This window comes from Ihuprevotella massiliensis, from assembly GCA_900095835.1.
In the GTDB taxonomy this organism is placed as follows: domain Bacteria; phylum Bacteroidota; class Bacteroidia; order Bacteroidales; family Bacteroidaceae; genus Alloprevotella; species Alloprevotella massiliensis.
This window is the reverse complement of sequence record LT608321.1, coordinates 186,049-202,727: the sequence shown is the minus strand read 5'-3', so window position 1 is coordinate 202,727 and position 16,679 is coordinate 186,049. Positions and strand designations below refer to the sequence as shown.

Genomic DNA, 16,679 nt, shown 5'->3' with positions numbered 1-16,679 from the left:
CCCTATCCAACAGAGTGGACAGGGCGCATTGCTTTATGGATTCTTCTCTCCCTTATCTCTCATAGATATGCTAGAGAGTCTTCTCTATCATTGATTTCATTCGCATTTAACTCTTAACTAATCAGCTCCCCCATAACTATGTCACAATACCCTGGTGCACCATCCCCTGCATATATCCTCGAAGAAAGTCGATTGCGCAACAATCTTTCTTTAATTACGAGCATTGCAGAACGCGCAGGTGTAGAATTTATTCTTGCCTTCAAAGCCTTTGCTCTTTGGCGCACTTTTCCTATCTTTCGTGAATATATCCATCACACCACCGCCTCATCTCCTTACGAAGCTCGTCTTGCATTTGAAGAATTTGGCAGTCGTGCCCACACCTATACCCCAGCCTACGAAGAGGAAACCTTTCAAGAAATGCTACGATGCTCCTCTGTGATTACCTTCAATTCTCTTAATCAATACCAACGTTTTCAACCTTTGGTTGCGAAATGGAATGCAACTCACGAGGCTTCTCAATATGTAGACTGCGGATTGCGCGTAAACCCAGAGTACTCAGAGATAGAAACTGCTCTGTATGATCCTTGTGCTCCAGGCTCACGCTTTGGAGTTCTTAATACCGCACTTCCTTCTCAACTACCTCAAGACATCCGAGGCTTCCATATCCATTGCCACTGCGAAAGCAGTAGTTATGCCTTCGAAAACACCTTAAAGCATCTTGAGGAAAAGTTTGCAGGATGGTTTGATCAATTAGAATGGATCAACTTTGGTGGCGGACATCTCGTAACGCGCGCGGATTATGATGTAGAGCATCTCATTTCAACTTTGACTGCATTTAAATCTCGCCACCCTCATCTTCGTGTAATCATGGAACCTGGAAGCGCATTTGCATGGCAAACAGGCCCATTAGTGGCCAAGATTGTGGATGTAGTAACTAATGCAGGAGTGAAGACAGCTCTCTTCAATGCCTCTTTTACATGTCACATGCCTGATTGCTTAGAGATGCCCTATCATCCTCGTGTTAGAGGTGCAGAAACCCTAGCAGTTGGAAAAGAAGAAGGCTTGGAGACCGCAGAGTGCGTCTATAGACTCGGTGGCAATAGTTGCTTAAGTGGAGACTATATGGGATATTGGCGCTTTAAACAACCACTGAATGTGGGAGATGAAATCATTTTTGAAGATATGATTCATTACACTACAGTGAAAACAAATATGTTTAATGGTATCCACCACCCTGCTATTTGCATGCAACACCTTGACGGAACCATCGAAGTATTGCGCCAGTACCAATATGAAGATTACCGTGACCGCATGGATTAGATCCTTCCTATTACTTTCTATTTAATATAGAAAAGACTGCATTATAGGACTCTGGACTTGACAATCTAAGCAAAACGCAGATTATTTCCCTTTAGCAATAAATATCACGATGCTTTCCTATTTAGATCAAGACATCACCTATCTCAAAGGAGTAGGCCCGCACCGTGCCCAATTGTTTCAATCGCAATTGGGAATTACAACTGTAAGAGATTTATTGCATACCTATCCATTTCGCCATGAGGATCGCACAAAGATCCATCGCATAGCAGATATCGTAGAAGGGATGCAGAATATACAGCTTCGAGGGCGCATCGTTATGATACAAAAAGTGGGTGAAGGGGCAAAACGAAGGCTAATCGCTAACTTTTCTGACGGTACTGGGTTTATACAATTAGTTTGGTTCCGTGTGTCTAAAGCGCTGGAATCTATGTATAAAGTGGGAATAGACTATCAAATATTTGGAGAGCCAAAAGCTTTTGGTTCCTATTTTTCTATAGCTCATCCAGAAGTTGAGGAGTTGGAAAAGGTGAAGAACCGTCCTCTTCTTCGTATGCAGCCAGTCTACCACCTTACCGAACGATTGACACGCGCCCACATTTCCTCGAAAACGATAAGCGAACTTGTGGCTAATGCGTTAGAACGAATGCCCTCTCCTATGCGAGAGGTCTTTCCGCGTGACTTTTTACAAGAGCATCAACTTACCACGCATGATCAGGCGGTGAGAGACATTCACCTGTCACAGCAAGCACAAGACGTGGCTGCTGCCAAGCATAGGCTAAAATTCGAAGAACTCTTTTACCTCCAGCTTTCAATTTTACAATACCATCAGTCACAAAAAACAAACAATGAAGGCTGGATGTTTCCTCGAGTGGGTCAATACTTCAACACCTTCTATAAAGAGCATATACCTTTTGCTCTAACTGATGCTCAAAAACGCGTCATTAAGGAGGTGCACAATGACTTACGCAGTGGTCAACAGATGAATCGCCTTTTACAAGGAGATGTAGGTTCAGGTAAGACCATGGTAGCTACTCTAATTTGTTTGTTGGCACTGGACAATGGCTTTCAAGCTGCATTAATGGCACCCACAGAGATACTAGCAGAACAGCATTACAAGGGAATATCCAAACAACTTGCCCCCTTAGGTATTCGTGTTGAATTGTTGACAGGAAACGTGAAAGGAAAGCGTCGTAAAGAGATTTTATCAGAAGTCGCAACAGGCGAAGTGCAGCTGCTAATTGGCACTCACGCACTGATAGAACCATCAGTTACTTTTCAGAATCTTGGATTATGCGTGATTGACGAACAACATCGATTTGGTGTGAAACAGCGTGCTGCACTATGGACAAAAAATAAAAGGCCACCACACATCCTTGTCATGACTGCTACCCCTATTCCTCGAACGCTAGCGATGACCGTATATGGCGACTTAGATGTAAGTATTATTGACCAACTCCCCCCTGGCCGAAAACCCATTCAAACTCGCCATTATCGTTCAGGACAACGAAAACAGCTTTTTTCGGGAATAATACAAGAACTACAAAAGGGCAGACAAGCCTATTTTGTATATCCTCTCATAGATGAAAATGAAAAACTTGATCTCATAGCCCTTGAACAAGGCTATGAAGCTGTTGCTACTGCATTTCATCCATGGAAGGTAGGACGCATGCATGGACGGATGAAACCTACTGAGAAAGAAGAGGTGATGCGCGCCTTTGCTGCCAATGAAATTCAAATACTTGTTGCTACCACTGTTATTGAAGTCGGAGTTAATGTTCCCAATGCCTCGGTGATGGTTATCGAAAACGCAGAACGCTTTGGACTAGCACAGCTTCACCAGTTGCGTGGTCGTGTTGGTCGAGGAGCAGAACAAAGCTATTGCATTCTTGTTACTAAAGATAATCTGGCAGAGTCCACTCGACAACGTATGGACATCATGGTTGAAACAAACGATGGTTTTGTAATAGCAGAAGCTGATATGAAATTTCGTGGACCTGGAGATTTGGAAGGAACAGCACAGAGCGGCTTACCTTTTGATTTACGGATCGCAAATTTATTTGGAGATGCAGAACTCATGTCTGAAGCTCGCGAAGCTGCTGCATGGATACTTCAACAAGACCCTTCCCAGCAACTAGAAAAATTCTCTCCAATCTGGAATGAGCTAAAACAAATCAAGCAACAACAGCACAATTTCTCAGGCATTTCATAGACAGATGACAGATTCCAACTCAAAAATTAAAACATTTCACACTCGCCCATTGAGATTCAAGTTGCTATTTTATCAATTTATTGCATCATTCATCCACAATAAAGAAAAATAATCGACGAATTTATAGTGTATTGGTTTGCTGTTTTGAAGATAATACCGACATTTGCTCTATAACATTATTCAAACCTCTAACAAATAAGCGATATGAAACGAATTCTTTTCTCCCTTCTTCTCGCTGCTGCTGGAATTTCTGCTTCTGCGATGAACGCACGTGACGCTCGTGAGTACGCCTATTTCTTGACGGATAAGATGGCATATGAGCTGAATCTCACGCCACTACAATATGAACGTGTATATGAAGTCAACCTTGACTACTTCCTAGCAATCAATTCACCCTATAATATAGATCGCTACCAAGAGTATCGTGACGACGATTTACGTTATATCCTTTCAGAGCGTCAGTATTGGGACTATATCAATGCTAACTACTTCTATCGCCCTCTTTCTTGGGGACGCGGTTCTTGGGTTTTTAATATCTATAATCGTTATAGCTATCGCAATAACTATTACTTTGGTCGACCATCCTGTTATGATAGTTACGAAGGTTCCAATTGGGCATTGCGACTAACGAGTGCTCGTTCACCATATTGGGGAATCTCCTTTGATTTTAGCTTTGGTGGTATGCGTGATTCCTACGTACGCTACTACAACACTCCTATCAGTGTACAACCTTATCAACGCGAGCCCTTGATCATCCTCGATAGTCGTTATGGTGGTAATTCTAGATTAGGGTACGATAATCAACGTTATGGTTATAGTAATAATGGTTATTACGTTTCCCCTTCATCTCGCCACTACGGCTATGATTATGGATCTAGAAACTATGGAGTCCAGCAAAGACGTGTAGATTTATACGAAGGACGTCGCAGTAATGCAGAATACAATCGTGGCATTTACGACGATAATCGTAGCTATGACCATGGGAGCTATAATCTTAACAGAAACAATAATGGCTATCAGCCATATAACAGACAAGATAGTCGTGTGAATTACGGCAACAACTATGATTCAGGTAGAAGAGGAACAGGTGCTTTCTCACAACCTCAACGCGACAGTAGAAGTAATATGGAAGCGCGACCAGAAAATTCCAACCAAGAAAGTTCTAGACAAGTTAATGGCACTACGATTGTAGGTGGACGCAGATAATACTAGCCTGTTTATCTTCTTGGTCAAGACCACTCTACCTCGAATCTCTACAATACATTTTTTTTATTGCTTTTTCATATTTGGGTGGCTACTCTTCTACAGAGTAGCTGCTTTTTCTTGTACTAAAAGAGACACGATATGCCCACTATGCTTGGTTTATATAGCAGAATTGCGTATTTTTGCAGCAAATCAATTCGCAATAATCCTCCATGAAACCTAGGCTTTTTATGCTGTGGGCACTTATCATGTGCTCATTATCAGTCTTTTGTAGTTCTATTAAAGGCAACGACAACCGATTCAATAAAGTAAGCTTTCAATCTCTTCCTTCTCTTGAAATATCCCCTAATCAAGGAGTTTCAGGAGCTTTTAGTGGTAATATAGATGGACAAGCTATTGTTGCTGGTGGTTGTAACTTTCCCAATACTCCAGCAGACGAAGGAGGTACTAAAGTATTCTATAATACTGTTTACGCATTACGTGGACAGCAATGGAGAAAAATAGGAGAACTACCCCAAGCATTAGCCTATGGCGTAAGTGTTACGACTAAAGAAGGTATTATTTGTATGGGTGGAAATGATGGAAAACAAAGCACCAAGAATGTTTTTTTGCTCAAAACTAAAAGTAAGTCCCTATTAGGAGTAATTACAACCCCACTTCCCTCCCTACCTCTTTCTTTGGACAATTTTGCAGGAGCTGTAGCTTCAGACGGAACAATATACATTGCTGGTGGTCAAAGCAATGGTGTTGCTTCTCAACAGGCTTTTTCGCTTAAACCAGGAGCAAAACACTGGAAAGAGCTTCCATTAATGCCTGATGCAACACGTATTCAAGCTACAGCAGTAGTACAGAATGGTGCTAATGGTCCTCTATTCATAGTACTCGGGGGATATTCTAATACCACAAATCAAGTTGCAAATGATGGTGTTGTTTATGACATAAAGGCAGGCAATTGGCGTAAAACCTCCCCCACAGTGGCAGATGGTAAATCTATTGCTTTAGTTGGAGCAGCAAGCGTTTCTAGCGGTAGTATGTTCGTAGTATGCTTTGGCGGCGTTAATAAGGAACGTTTCGAAGCAGCCATACAAGGTAAATATGGTGATGATTATTTGCAACATGATGCAGAATGGTATAAGTTTAGATCATCTTTGCTCATTTACAACACCATCACCAATACCTGGGTAACAGAAACTAGTTCACCACTTCTAGCCCGTGCTGGGATGTCAGTTATTCCAATGGGCAATCAATGGATGATTGTCAATGGAGAGAGTAAACCAGGGGTACGTGCAAAAGAAGTTACCATGGTAAAAATGGACACACACACAAACTTTGGTTGGCTTAATTGGGCAGTTCTCATAGCCTATCTCCTAATGATGATAGCATTAGGATATTACTTTATGAAGCGCGAAAATGGGGCAGAAGATTTCTTCAAAGGAGGAGGGAGAATTCCTTGGTGGGCTGCAGGTATTAGCATCTATGCAACTATGCTTTCTGCCATCACCTACATGGCATATCCTGCTAAGGCTTTTGCGACAAACTGGACATATTACCCCATGCTTGTAACGATTCTAATTGTTTCGTTCCCAGTCATTCGTTATTATCTACCTTTTTTCCGTAGACTTAATGTAACTTCAGCATACGAGTATTTAGAGCACCGTTTCAACGCTCCTCTACGCTTGATGGCATCTGCGTTGTTTATTATATTTATGGTTGCTCGCATGGCGCTAGTACTTTACTTACCCTCCTTGGCCCTCACAGCAGTAACAGGCATTGACATATATATTTGTATTGTACTAATGGCGCTCATTACAATTGTTTATTGCACCATGGGTGGTGTTGAAGCAGTGGTTTGGGGAGATGTCGTACAAGGCATAATCCTCGTAGGAGGAGCGTTTTTAGCCATTGCTTATTTGGTTTTCTCCACAGAGGGCGGTGCAAGCGGTTTTCTCCATATAGCCTCCGACAATGGGAAGTTTCAGCTCTTTGATTGGTCTTTCGACTATCGAAGTGCCACTTTCTGGGTTGTTATTATTGGTGGTATGGCAAACAACTTGATTTCTTATACCTCTGATCAGACAGTCATTCAACGCTACCTCACCACCAAAGATGAGAAAGCAGCCAAGAATTCCATCTTACTCAATGGTGTCATGAGTGTATTTGTTAGCGTTGCCTTTTTTGCAATTGGCGCAGGTTTGTACACTTTCTTCAAAACGCACCCAGCTGAAATGGACTACACCATGGCAAAGAATGATATCGTCTTCCCATTCTTTATGATGAGTCAACTTCCATCTGGTGTCGCAGGACTTTTGATAGCTGCTATCTTTGCAGCCACTATGAGTACAATCTCTAGTAACATCAACTCAGTTGCAACAGCATTCACCGTAGATTTTTATCAACGTTTCAAGAAAAATGCAACTGACCGCAATTTATTGCTGACAGCCCGCTATTCAAGTCTGATATCTGGCGTATTTGGCATGCTTATTGCTTTATTAATGGCAACATGGAACATCCTTTCTCTGTTAGACTTTTTCCAAGAAATTCTTGGTCTGCTCTCTTCTGGCTTAGGAGGTTTATTCTTGATGGGAATTTTCTTCCCTAGAATTGGAGCAAAGGCAGCCACGATTGGTTTTGTTGCAGGGATTGTTTCCGTGTTCCTCACGAAGAATTTAACTGATACCTCTTTCCTACTATATGGAGCAATAGGCATGATGGTCAGCGTATTGGTATCATGGTTAGTATCTTTCATTCTTGATGAGAAAAAATCTGATGAGCGACTAACTTGGCAAGGCATGTCAAAGCAAAACTAACTGTATGACTCTTGTTTATATCTCATCGTGGTATAACAGACTTTACCCGATGTCATTACGTTATCAGTAAGACATCGCATTTTATTCACTATAATCAAATATTTCGCATTATGGCAAACGTAGTAAACTCTCAACAGTTCAATGAACTAAAGGCTCAAGATACCCTTCTCGTAGCTGACTTTTCAGCCACTTGGTGCGGTCCCTGCAAAGCCCTTGCACCAATCCTAGACGAAGTTGGTGCAGAAATGACAGGCAAAGCCAATGTTGTAAAAATCGACGTGGACGAAAGCGAAGATCTTGCTATAGAATTTGGCATTCGCTCTGTTCCTACTGTTCTTTTCTTCAAGAATGGTCAAATTGTAGACAAGTTCGTTGGCGTTGTGCCCAAGGCTCAGATTGTTGAAAAAATCAACAACCAACTCTAAACGAATAGTTCAACCGCCATGTATGGAGGTTTTATCCCTCCTACATAGCGGTTGTCTTTTGTTGTAACAATTTGACGAAATATACTCTACATCAAAACCTCCAGAACTTAGATTTATTCTCTGTTTCTCACTATAGACTTTCCCTTATGGCTGTACTAGACAATGAATTATGGGCTGATGCAGAACATGATGCTGCTGTAATAGCTCATACCCAAAGCCTACTTTCTCAAGAAATGAAAGAAAAATTCTCAGAAGAGCTTCTTTACTACTTTCATGATGTATTAGAAGACTATCTGGCAGAAAGCGACGTATTAGAGTCAGAACCAGATGAGGAAGGCTATGTAAATATCGATTTAGAAGAAATCGCTATGCATCTTTTACAACAAGCAAAGAAAGATAAAATGGGAGACTTCACCACTGAAGAGCTACTCCTTCTTGCAGAAGCTGAGCTTTCCTATGGTGATGATTTTGAAGAATAATCTCTCCACGCTTTTTCTGCTTTGCTATTAGACTTTTTCTGTTTCATTATTCTTTGCACGCTTGCTGATAAATCAATCGTAGCAAGATTCAGAAACAAAGAGGACTTGTCTACAAAAAAGTGCGATTAAAATTTTGTTTGAACAAAGGATAATCGTAACTTTGTGGCAGAAAAATCCAACCTCTGATAGTTTCTTTCTAAAGAGTAGATTTTGAAAATTGACAATCACTATTTTAACTCATACAGTTATGATTAATTACAAAGACCTCGGCCTCGTGAACACTCGCGATATGTTCGCTCGTGCCGTAAAGGGTGGCTACGCTATCCCCGCTTTCAACTTCAACAACATGGAGCAGCTCCAAGCTATCATTAAGGCTGCTGCTACACAAAAGAGCCCCGTGATTCTCCAAGTTTCTAAGGGTGCTCGTGAATACGCTAACCAAACTCTTCTCCGCTACATGGCTGAAGGTGCTGTAGCTTACGCTAAGGAACTTGGTTGCGCACATCCTGAAATCGTACTTCACCTCGACCACGGTGATAGCTTCGAAACTTGCAAGAGCTGCATCGACATGGGCTTTAGCTCTGTGATGATCGATGCTTCTCACCTTCCTTTCGAAGAAAACATCGCTCTTTCTAAGAAGGTTGTTGACTACGCTCACCAATTCGATGTAACAGTAGAAGCAGAACTCGGTGTTCTTGCTGGTGTTGAAGACGAAGTTTCTCACGCTGTTTCTCACTACACTAAGCCTGAAGAAGTAATCGAATTCGCACAACGCACTGGTTGCGATTCACTTGCAATCTCTATCGGTACTAGCCACGGTGCTTACAAGTTCACTCCTGAACAATGCACTCGCGATCCTAAGACTGGTCGTCTTGTTCCTCCTCCCCTTGCTTTCGACATCCTCAAGCAAATCGAAGAGAAGCTTCCAGGATTCCCCATCGTACTCCACGGTTCTTCTTCAGTTCCCCAAGAGGAAGTTGACACTATCAACCAATTCGGTGGTAAGTTGCCCGACGCAGTAGGTATTCCTGAAGAACAACTCCGTCAAGCTTCTGAATCTGCAGTTTGCAAGATTAACATCGACTCTGACTCTCGTCTTGCTATGACCGCTGCTGTTCGCAAGGTATTCGCTGAAAAGCCCGCTGAATTCGACCCACGTAAGTATCTCGGTCCAGCTCGCGACAACATGCAAAAGCTTTATGAACACAAGATTGTTGAAGTTCTTGGTTCTAACAACAAGCTCGCTCAGCTCGACTAATCTACTCTTTTGTAGATACTCGAACAAGTTCACAAGAGGATATGCCTATGCATATCCTCTTTTTTGTAGAAAAGACCTACATTCACCCTACTCCCCTATTCGGTTTAAGGTCATCTCCATTTTACTTAGGTTATAGCCCACAACCCTTCTTTCTACCTATCAAAAACAGAACTGTGCAGGTATGCCAAATACGAACAATAAGATTGAGGGTACATTCACTGATTTGAAAAAGAATTTGAACAACCATAGCGGTCTGTCGACAAAGAACCGCAAGCGTTTCGTTTGTGGGTTTTTCTTGGCATTGATAAAAGCTCTTTGCATAAAAAAGCAGGATACACAATGATGTATATCCTGTTTTATGCATGTCGCTATATGCCATTTTATTCCTCACAGAGTTGCTCCCCCGCAGAGCTCTGCTATGCTTCAAACTGCGGGCACAAATATAATGCTATCTATTGACTTGCACAAGCAAAAAGACAAAATTCTCAGCCTGTAATTTGACCTATACGCCTAAAAATTTAGCCGCATCAAATATTCTTTGATGCGGCTATAAATTGTGGGCGCTGACGGATTCGAACCGCCGACCCTCTGCTTGTAAGGCAGACGCTCTGAACCAGCTGAGCTAAGCGCCCTAAGGGTTTTCCTTAATTGCGATGCAAAGTTACGTTTTTATTTGTTAGTATCCAAATTTTCAGCAGAAAAAAACAATTCTCCGTACACTTTATACGTAAAAGCAAAGAAAGCTATAGAAACGGTCTGTTATATCCACATCCAATTTGCATGTATAAGGCAAAATACAATCTTATCTCGTAAAATAGTCGTATCTTTGTACTTATATTTCAACCTCATTTATCCCATACAACTATGTTTTCAGGAATCGTAGAGTCCACCGCACGCGTGGTAAACATAAGAAAAGACCAAGAGAACATTCACTTCACGCTAGAATGCAACTTTACCGACGAACTTAAGATAGACCAAAGTGTAGCTCACAATGGAGTTTGTCTCACTGTTGTTGAATTGACAGGCAAACAATATGTGGTGACAGCAATGAATGAAACCCTTGAACGTAGCAACCTTGGGGATTGGACTGTCGGCACAGAGGTGAATGTGGAGCGCTCCATGATGATGAACGGTCGCTTGGATGGACATATCGTACAAGGGCATGTGGACCAAGTAGCAACGTGTGTAGGAAAAGAAAATGAAGAAGGCAGCTATCGTTTCACCTTCCAATACGAAACGAGCAAAGAGATGGCTCAACGTGGATATTTCTGTGTTGATAAAGGCAGCGTCACTGTCAATGGAGTAAGTCTCACTGTATGCAATCCCAGCAATTCAAGTTTTCAGGTGTGCATCATCCCTTACACCTATGATAACACCAACTTCCATAATATCGAAGTCGGCACAAAAGTGAATTTGGAATTTGATATCATAGGAAAATATATTGCTAGAATGCAACAACTAGCCTAGTATGCAACATTTATTTCTAATATAGACTCAACAATCTATGCTAAAGAAGGAACGCTTTGCGCAAATACTAGACTACTTTGAGAAAACAATGGATGCAACGGAAACAGAACTTGATTTCCGTAATAACTTTGAACTCATCGTTGCTGTGGTTCTTTCAGCGCAGTGCACAGACAAGCGCATCAACCAAGTGACTCCACGTCTATTCGAGGACTACCCTACTCCAGAAGCAATGGCACTTGCCACTCCAGAAACCATTTTTGAATACATCAAATCTGTGAGTTATCCTAACAATAAGGCAAAACATCTGGTTGGTCTTGCACAGAAGTTAGTTGCTGACTTTAACGGAGAAGTTCCATCTACTCTTGAAGAACTTACCTCGCTTCCTGGCGTAGGAAGAAAAACAGCTAATGTAGTGCAGGCTGTTGCCTTCCATAAAGCAGCCCTTGCAGTAGATACTCATGTCTTTCGCGTTTCCCATCGTCTTGGGCTTGTACCTAAACGTTGCACAACACCCTATAGTGTTGAAATTGAATTGATGAAGTACATTCCCAAAGAGAAAGTTGCTGCTGGTCACTATTGGCTGTTACTTCATGGACGCTACACTTGTTTGGCAAGAAAGCCGCTTTGTCAAAAGTGTGGACTTGCCCATCTCTGTCCCTCCATAGGAAACTATATTCAAGTAAAAGCATAAACATGATAAAGGCTTTACCGACCTTGATGGGTGGGTAAAGCCTTTATCATGTTTATGCTTATCTAAAGAAACTACAATATTACTTGCGCGATTTCTTAATACTTCGTTTCATCCAAAGATAATAGCCTGTACAAGGTAGAAAAGCGCCCAATAAAGCAGCTAGAAACTGCAATACTCTCGTAAGATAGCCTCCCCATCTTCCGGTATGTACAGAACAAACCCTTCACCTTTTGCTTGGGCTTTGCTTCAGGGTAGTCTTGAAAAATGGCATTTTTTAATCCATGCCTAAGACCTCACCTGAATACTGCTCGATCATAATTCCTGCTTTACGCGGAGCTGGAATTTTAACCTTATATGGGCGCAATGGATTATTGGAGATAGTTACGCCCGTAACAGAAACACTATCCTGCAATTCGGGGATGACCTTATTAATAAGTGCTGAAATCGGTAAGATCTTCGTCTTTACTTCCTTCACATGATACATGTCATAGCGTATCAACTCAGTAATCTCGCGCTCAGAAACCATCAACGCTCCAGTGAAACATATTAAACTGATGATACACAGCCAAGGGCACTGCAAGGCACAAATGAATTCGTTTAAAAGTCTTCTTCATTAAAAAAATCGGTATGTCTAGTTTATATTTATAAGAGGAAAAGTTCTGCTGATAATATCAACAGCCATCTCCATGTTACTGCAAAGATATTATATCTCAAACAATCGCTTAAAGAAGGTATTTGCTCATCATTCCTTTGGCTTTATATTTATTTTTGTCCTATTTGTACAATAGAGATATTAAGAAGCCAGCTTTTGCGATGTTAGTGATAAACCTAAAAACGTGGGAGATTTCTCTATGAATCTTCCACGTTTTTAGGCATTCATTGCCAAAGATGGCATATATAAAACTTAACTTCGTTTGATTAGTTGCAAAAACTCTTCTCTTGTTTTTGCTTGTTCAAAAGCCCCACAAAATGAACTAGTAGTGGTACAAGAATGCTGTTTTTCTACTCCTCGCATTTGCATGCACATATGCTCAGCCTCCATCACGACCATCACCCCTCTTGGGTTTAGCGCTTCACGAATAGCTTCCATAACTTGCAAAGTTAGTCGTTCTTGCACTTGAAGACGATGCGAGAAAATATCAATGACGCGAGGAATCTTAGATAGCCCACAAATGTATCCATCAGGAATATACGCCACATGAGCCTTTCCAAAGAAAGGCAACAAATGATGCTCACAAAGACTATAGAATTCGATATCCTTGACTATCACCATCTGGTTATATTCTTCTTTAAACTTTGCACTATTCAGTACAGCAACAGGATCCATGGCATAGCCACGAGTCAAAGTAAGCATGGCTTTTGTCACACGCTCAGGAGTTTTAAGAAGACCTTCTCTTGACGAATGTTCGCCAAGAAGTTCGAGAGTCTCTCGATAATGGTACTTCAATTTTTCGATGCGTTCTTGATCCGTCATATCTACTAGTAGAAGTAAGTAATTTACAATGGGAAAAATAGAAGATTGTATTTATGGCTCACTTACATATAACTAGTAAGCTCTTAGAATAGGGCTCTTTACAATCGCGGCCTCGGGAGAAAGGCGTTTCTTTCTGATAAGCTTCACGTAATGCTGCGCTTCTTCACGTGATAAGAAGTCGCCAACACGGCAAACCCACCGAGGAGATTGAAAATGTATGTAGACTGATAGCTCAGGAAAATGGCTTTGAATCTTTGTCTTCATCTCCTGAGCTGCACGTTTAGCGGCGCGATCATTCCCACCGGTAAATACCTGTATGCGGTAACCTTGGGTACGATAACGTGGACGGTTGCTTTCCTTTACAGGATCCGCTCCATTGCGATGCCTTGTCGTGCTAGTGCTATCTACTCTTTGCAGACGTTGAGCAGGTTTGGCATGTGATAAAAACGCATTGCCAGAAAGAAGGCTCAATAGTGGTATCAAGAAAAAAAGTTTCATCTATGAGAAAGAATGAACTACTACAGTTAGTGGATGTACACAACCACTGCAAAAATAATCATCATATCGTTTGCTTCACGAGAAAACTTGGATAGTGAGAAACTTATATCTTAGTAAAAAGAACGAGGATGGTGAGATTCTGATTGAATCTCACCTTCCTCAAATATGTGTAATCTAAGGATAATTCCCTTTTCTAATTACTTCCAAGCGTCAATGATGAGCTTGAAATCAGCAGCCTTAAGAGAAGCACCACCAATCAAACCGCCATCGATGTCTTCCTTAGCAAAAAGTTCAGGAGCATTCTTACCATTGCAAGAACCACCATAGAGGATAGAAGTGTTGTCAGCAGCTTCTTGACCATACTTTTCAGCTACGCACTTACGGATGAAGGCATGGATTTCTTGAGCTTGGTCAGAAGTAGCAGTCTTACCAGTACCAATAGCCCAGATGGGTTCGTAAGCGATAACAATGTTCTTCCACTCTTCTGCAGAAAGATGGAATACGCTACCTTCAAGCTCAGCCTTACAAACAGCTTCTTGCTCACCAGCTTCACGTTGTGCAAGGCTTTCACCAATGCAGAACACAACTTTAAGACCATTTGCAAGTGCAAGATCTACCTTCTCCTTGAGAACCTCAGGAGTTTCGCTGTAATATTCACGACGCTCGCTGTGACCAAGAATAACATACTCAGCACCTGTTGACTTCACCATTTCAGCTGAAACTTCACCAGTGTAAGCACCTGATGCATGGTTAGCGCAGTTCTCTGCTGAAACCTTCACGAGACTGTGGTCAACCAACTCGCTCACCTTTGCCAAGTGGATGAAGGGAGTACCAAGGATTACTTCGCAATTTGGCTTCTCATTCTTGAGAATTTCATTTACTTCTGCGGCAAGAGCAAGACCTTCTTGGAGGTTCTTGTTCATCTTCCAGTTGCCGGCTACGATGTGCTTTCTCATTTTCTTTTTATTATGGGATTTGTAATGTTTGTAAATGCGATAATATCGGCTGCCAATCCAAAGACGATCAGCAAGCAGAAGTAGTCCAAACGGAAGGATAAACCACAAGAACAACTTCAACAATGCGTGACTCGTGGCAAAACGTTGGATTTGCAGTTCAGGATTAGCCGTTATAGCTTTTAGTTCTTCCTCATTAGGAAGGTCGTTTCTGCTCCATTTAGCTATGATTCGTCCTTGTTTGAGCAACAGGACTCCAGGGTTGGAGCGAACCATTGCGTTGAGTGCTTCGGTGGAGCTTTCTACAAATGGATAAGCAGCCCCTGTGAGGTCTATCCATTGTGTTATCTCTGATTGTTTTCCTGCCGTGGCGCAAACTAAGCGTTGGTGGTGGTCGTTGGCGAAATCGTAGATATCATTGATTCGATCGCTACAACCTGCATCCGCTGTGGAGGGATTGGGCATTGTAACGATGTAAACCAAACTACTGTCGGCTAGCAACTCGTCAGCAATTTCCTCTCCATCTTTGTCAGTCAAAGAGAAATCCTTGATGCTTGGTGCTTGAAGGACTTCTGTTTGGGTTTCAACGTACGTCCAAGTGCTGTCCTCGGGCAAGTGGTCTATATCAAAACTTTGCTTGTGTCCGTTCTTTTCGTAGATGAAACTCATATTTTGCTTCCCTTTCATTGCTTCGGGGATGGAAATGCCCGTTTCGTAGGGAGTAAATTCCATCAAAGGCAAATAGTGGAGCGAAAAGAGTGTGACACCTAGCAGATATACCATTGCATATAACGACAGCAACCACTGAGTATGAACGGTAATGATTCTTAAGGAATGGCGACGCTGAGTGAGGATAATAAATGCGCAAGCGAGTAGTACAATGTTCTTTGCTAACGTTTCACCATTGGTTAGCGTAATTGCTGTACCAAAACAGCCACAGTCTGCAACGGGATTAAATGCATATATATATATGGTGAGTAATGTCATCACCAACATAAATGCAAAACTTCCAATGGCAGCAACGCGTTTTCGCATTCCCAACAAGAGATACACCCCAAGAGTAAACTCTGCAAGGGCAAGCAAAAGGACTGCAGCGTCAAGGTACAAAGAACCAGCGGGAAGGTTTATTCCCCAATGCGTAAAGTAAGCGGCCAACTTATGCTCCATTCCCATGGGATCTAGGGCTTTGACGAAGCCCGAAAACAGGAACGTACCTGCCAACAACCACTGAGATAGTAGGGTTATTGTGCGAAGTATGACATAAGTGACTTTACTTCTCGGCATTTTGTTCAGACTTTTCTACCTCAAGTTTGATGATAGCGAAGATGGCATAGTTGAGCATATCCAAATAATTGGCATCAATGCCTTCACTCACGAGCGTATTGCCTTCGTGTTCTTCAATCTGTTTGGTGCGAAACACCTTTGTAAGAATGAAATCTACGTAAGAAGACACTCGCATCAACCTCCACGCTTCATCATAATCGTGATTTTTACGCAACATAAGTTGTAATGCAGCTTCAACCTGTTTGTCGTAGGCCTCTGCCATTCGTTCATCGTGCAAATCATCTTTATTCGTACCATCAGCCACTCCCAATTCGAGTTGGATGAGTCCCATTATGGCATAGTTGACAATAGCTATGAATTCTGGAACAATCCCCTCCCCTACCTTGGAAACACCTTTCGTTTGCAAAGAGCGGATGCGGTTGGCCTTGATATAAATCTGATCGGTGAGCGATGGTATGCGAAGCACGCGCCACGCAGTGCCGTAGTCGTACATTTTCTTGACAAAAATGTCACGGCACAAAGCTATGGCTTGCTCAAACTGCTGTTGCGTGGTCATATTATATTGCGTATCGACACTATTCATAACGTGCTATCAACGGGAATAGCGTGAT

The 16,679-nt window shown here is 42.0% G+C and carries 14 protein-coding genes, 1 tRNA gene and 2 pseudogenes; 10 read left to right on the top strand and 7 right to left on the bottom strand.

The annotated features are described in order from the left end of the window. Positions 1-138 precede the first annotated feature (138 nt). From nspC to BQ2633_RS11640, 8 genes and pseudogenes are all read left to right on the top strand, one after another. Positions 139-1,320 carry a carboxynorspermidine decarboxylase gene (gene nspC / locus BQ2633_RS00940; protein ID WP_075564596.1) on the top strand — a complete coding sequence of 394 codons (1,182 nt, stop codon included), beginning with the start codon at positions 139-141 and terminating at the stop codon, positions 1,318-1,320. A gap of 109 nt (positions 1,321-1,429) precedes the next feature. Further along, the gene (gene recG / locus BQ2633_RS00935) at positions 1,430-3,529 is read left to right on the top strand and encodes an ATP-dependent DNA helicase RecG (protein WP_075564595.1); all 2,100 of its coding nucleotides are present in this window, start codon (positions 1,430-1,432) and stop codon (positions 3,527-3,529) included. Positions 3,530-3,733: 204 nt separating this feature from the next. Next, a complete protein-coding gene (locus BQ2633_RS00930; protein ID WP_075564594.1) occupies positions 3,734-4,735 on the top strand; it encodes a hypothetical protein in 1,002 nt (333 codons plus the stop codon). A gap of 209 nt (positions 4,736-4,944) precedes the next feature. Continuing rightward, positions 4,945-7,539, top strand: a complete 2,595-nt coding sequence (locus BQ2633_RS00925; protein WP_075564593.1) for a sodium:solute symporter family protein — start codon at positions 4,945-4,947, stop codon at positions 7,537-7,539. 110 nt (positions 7,540-7,649) lie between these two features. Beyond that, positions 7,650-7,964: a thioredoxin gene (gene trxA / locus BQ2633_RS00920; RefSeq protein ID WP_075564592.1), complete on the top strand. Its 315-nt coding sequence runs from the start codon at positions 7,650-7,652 to the stop codon at positions 7,962-7,964. A gap of 146 nt (positions 7,965-8,110) precedes the next feature. Further along, positions 8,111-8,443: a hypothetical protein gene (locus BQ2633_RS00915; RefSeq protein WP_075564591.1), complete on the top strand. Its 333-nt coding sequence runs from the start codon at positions 8,111-8,113 to the stop codon at positions 8,441-8,443. Positions 8,444-8,690: 247 nt separating this feature from the next. Further along, the gene (locus BQ2633_RS00910; protein WP_075564590.1) at positions 8,691-9,701 is read left to right on the top strand and encodes a class II fructose-bisphosphate aldolase; all 1,011 of its coding nucleotides are present in this window, start codon (positions 8,691-8,693) and stop codon (positions 9,699-9,701) included. 148 nt (positions 9,702-9,849) lie between these two features. Continuing rightward, a pseudogene (locus BQ2633_RS11640) lies at positions 9,850-10,044 on the top strand (IS256 family transposase, variant Zn-binding type); the annotation flags it as partial. A 214-nt stretch (positions 10,045-10,258) separates the two neighbouring features. Here the strand turns inward: BQ2633_RS11640 and BQ2633_RS00905 are convergent. Next, positions 10,259-10,333: transfer RNA gene (locus BQ2633_RS00905), tRNA-Val, on the bottom strand. Positions 10,334-10,565: 232 nt separating this feature from the next. Between BQ2633_RS00905 and BQ2633_RS00900 the strand changes: the two genes are divergently transcribed. Both BQ2633_RS00900 and nth read left to right on the top strand, forming a co-directional pair. Further along, positions 10,566-11,168 carry a riboflavin synthase gene (locus BQ2633_RS00900; RefSeq protein WP_075564589.1) on the top strand — a complete coding sequence of 201 codons (603 nt, stop codon included), beginning with the start codon at positions 10,566-10,568 and terminating at the stop codon, positions 11,166-11,168. A gap of 37 nt (positions 11,169-11,205) precedes the next feature. Continuing rightward, positions 11,206-11,859: an endonuclease III gene (gene nth, locus BQ2633_RS00895; protein ID WP_075564588.1), complete on the top strand. Its 654-nt coding sequence runs from the start codon at positions 11,206-11,208 to the stop codon at positions 11,857-11,859. 79 nt (positions 11,860-11,938) lie between these two features. Here nth and BQ2633_RS11635 read toward each other — a convergent pair. From BQ2633_RS11635 to BQ2633_RS00865, 6 genes and pseudogenes are all read right to left on the bottom strand, one after another. Continuing rightward, positions 11,939-12,061, bottom strand: a pseudogene (locus BQ2633_RS11635) (PepSY domain-containing protein); the annotation flags it as partial. A 72-nt stretch (positions 12,062-12,133) separates the two neighbouring features. Then, positions 12,134-12,385, bottom strand: coding sequence for a hypothetical protein (locus BQ2633_RS11420; protein ID WP_075564587.1), 252 nt, complete (start codon positions 12,383-12,385; stop codon positions 12,134-12,136). Between the two features lie 378 nt (positions 12,386-12,763). Continuing rightward, a complete protein-coding gene (folE, locus tag BQ2633_RS00880; RefSeq protein ID WP_075564586.1) occupies positions 12,764-13,333 on the bottom strand; it encodes a GTP cyclohydrolase I FolE in 570 nt (189 codons plus the stop codon). 72 nt (positions 13,334-13,405) lie between these two features. Then, entirely contained in the window at positions 13,406-13,831 is a 426-nt protein-coding gene (locus BQ2633_RS00875; RefSeq protein ID WP_075564585.1) for an SPOR domain-containing protein, read from the bottom strand. Positions 13,832-14,028: 197 nt separating this feature from the next. Beyond that, positions 14,029-16,068: a BT_3928 family protein gene (locus BQ2633_RS00870; RefSeq protein WP_075564584.1), complete on the bottom strand. Its 2,040-nt coding sequence runs from the start codon at positions 16,066-16,068 to the stop codon at positions 14,029-14,031. After that, positions 16,055-16,624 carry a DUF1599 domain-containing protein gene (locus BQ2633_RS00865; protein ID WP_141700210.1) on the bottom strand — a complete coding sequence of 190 codons (570 nt, stop codon included), beginning with the start codon at positions 16,622-16,624 and terminating at the stop codon, positions 16,055-16,057. Before BQ2633_RS00865 ends, BQ2633_RS00870 begins: the two co-directional genes overlap by 14 nt. Positions 16,625-16,679: the final 55 nt, after the last annotated feature.

What these genes read in the sequence shown, in the direction of transcription:
- BQ2633_RS00910 (WP_075564590.1), top strand. Translation starts at nt 8,691, where the DNA reads ATGATTAATTACAAAGACCTCGGCCTCGTGAACACTCGCGATATGTTC.
- nth (WP_075564588.1), top strand. Translation starts at nt 11,206, where the DNA reads ATGCTAAAGAAGGAACGCTTTGCGCAAATACTAGACTACTTTGAGAAA.
- trxA (WP_075564592.1), top strand. Translation starts at nt 7,650, where the DNA reads ATGGCAAACGTAGTAAACTCTCAACAGTTCAATGAACTAAAGGCTCAA.
- BQ2633_RS00925 (WP_075564593.1), top strand. Translation starts at nt 4,945, where the DNA reads ATGAAACCTAGGCTTTTTATGCTGTGGGCACTTATCATGTGCTCATTA.
- recG (WP_075564595.1), top strand. Translation starts at nt 1,430, where the DNA reads ATGCTTTCCTATTTAGATCAAGACATCACCTATCTCAAAGGAGTAGGC.
- BQ2633_RS00865 (WP_141700210.1), bottom strand. Translation starts at nt 16,624, where the DNA reads ATGACCACGCAACAGCAGTTTGAGCAAGCCATAGCTTTGTGCCGTGAC.
- BQ2633_RS11420 (WP_075564587.1), bottom strand. Translation starts at nt 12,385, where the DNA reads ATGGTTTCTGAGCGCGAGATTACTGAGTTGATACGCTATGACATGTAT.
- BQ2633_RS00915 (WP_075564591.1), top strand. Translation starts at nt 8,111, where the DNA reads ATGGCTGTACTAGACAATGAATTATGGGCTGATGCAGAACATGATGCT.
- BQ2633_RS00870 (WP_075564584.1), bottom strand. Translation starts at nt 16,068, where the DNA reads ATGCCGAGAAGTAAAGTCACTTATGTCATACTTCGCACAATAACCCTA.
- BQ2633_RS00900 (WP_075564589.1), top strand. Translation starts at nt 10,566, where the DNA reads ATGTTTTCAGGAATCGTAGAGTCCACCGCACGCGTGGTAAACATAAGA.
- BQ2633_RS00930 (WP_075564594.1), top strand. Translation starts at nt 3,734, where the DNA reads ATGAAACGAATTCTTTTCTCCCTTCTTCTCGCTGCTGCTGGAATTTCT.
- nspC (WP_075564596.1), top strand. Translation starts at nt 139, where the DNA reads ATGTCACAATACCCTGGTGCACCATCCCCTGCATATATCCTCGAAGAA.
- folE (WP_075564586.1), bottom strand. Translation starts at nt 13,333, where the DNA reads ATGACGGATCAAGAACGCATCGAAAAATTGAAGTACCATTATCGAGAG.
- BQ2633_RS00875 (WP_075564585.1), bottom strand. Translation starts at nt 13,831, where the DNA reads ATGAAACTTTTTTTCTTGATACCACTATTGAGCCTTCTTTCTGGCAAT.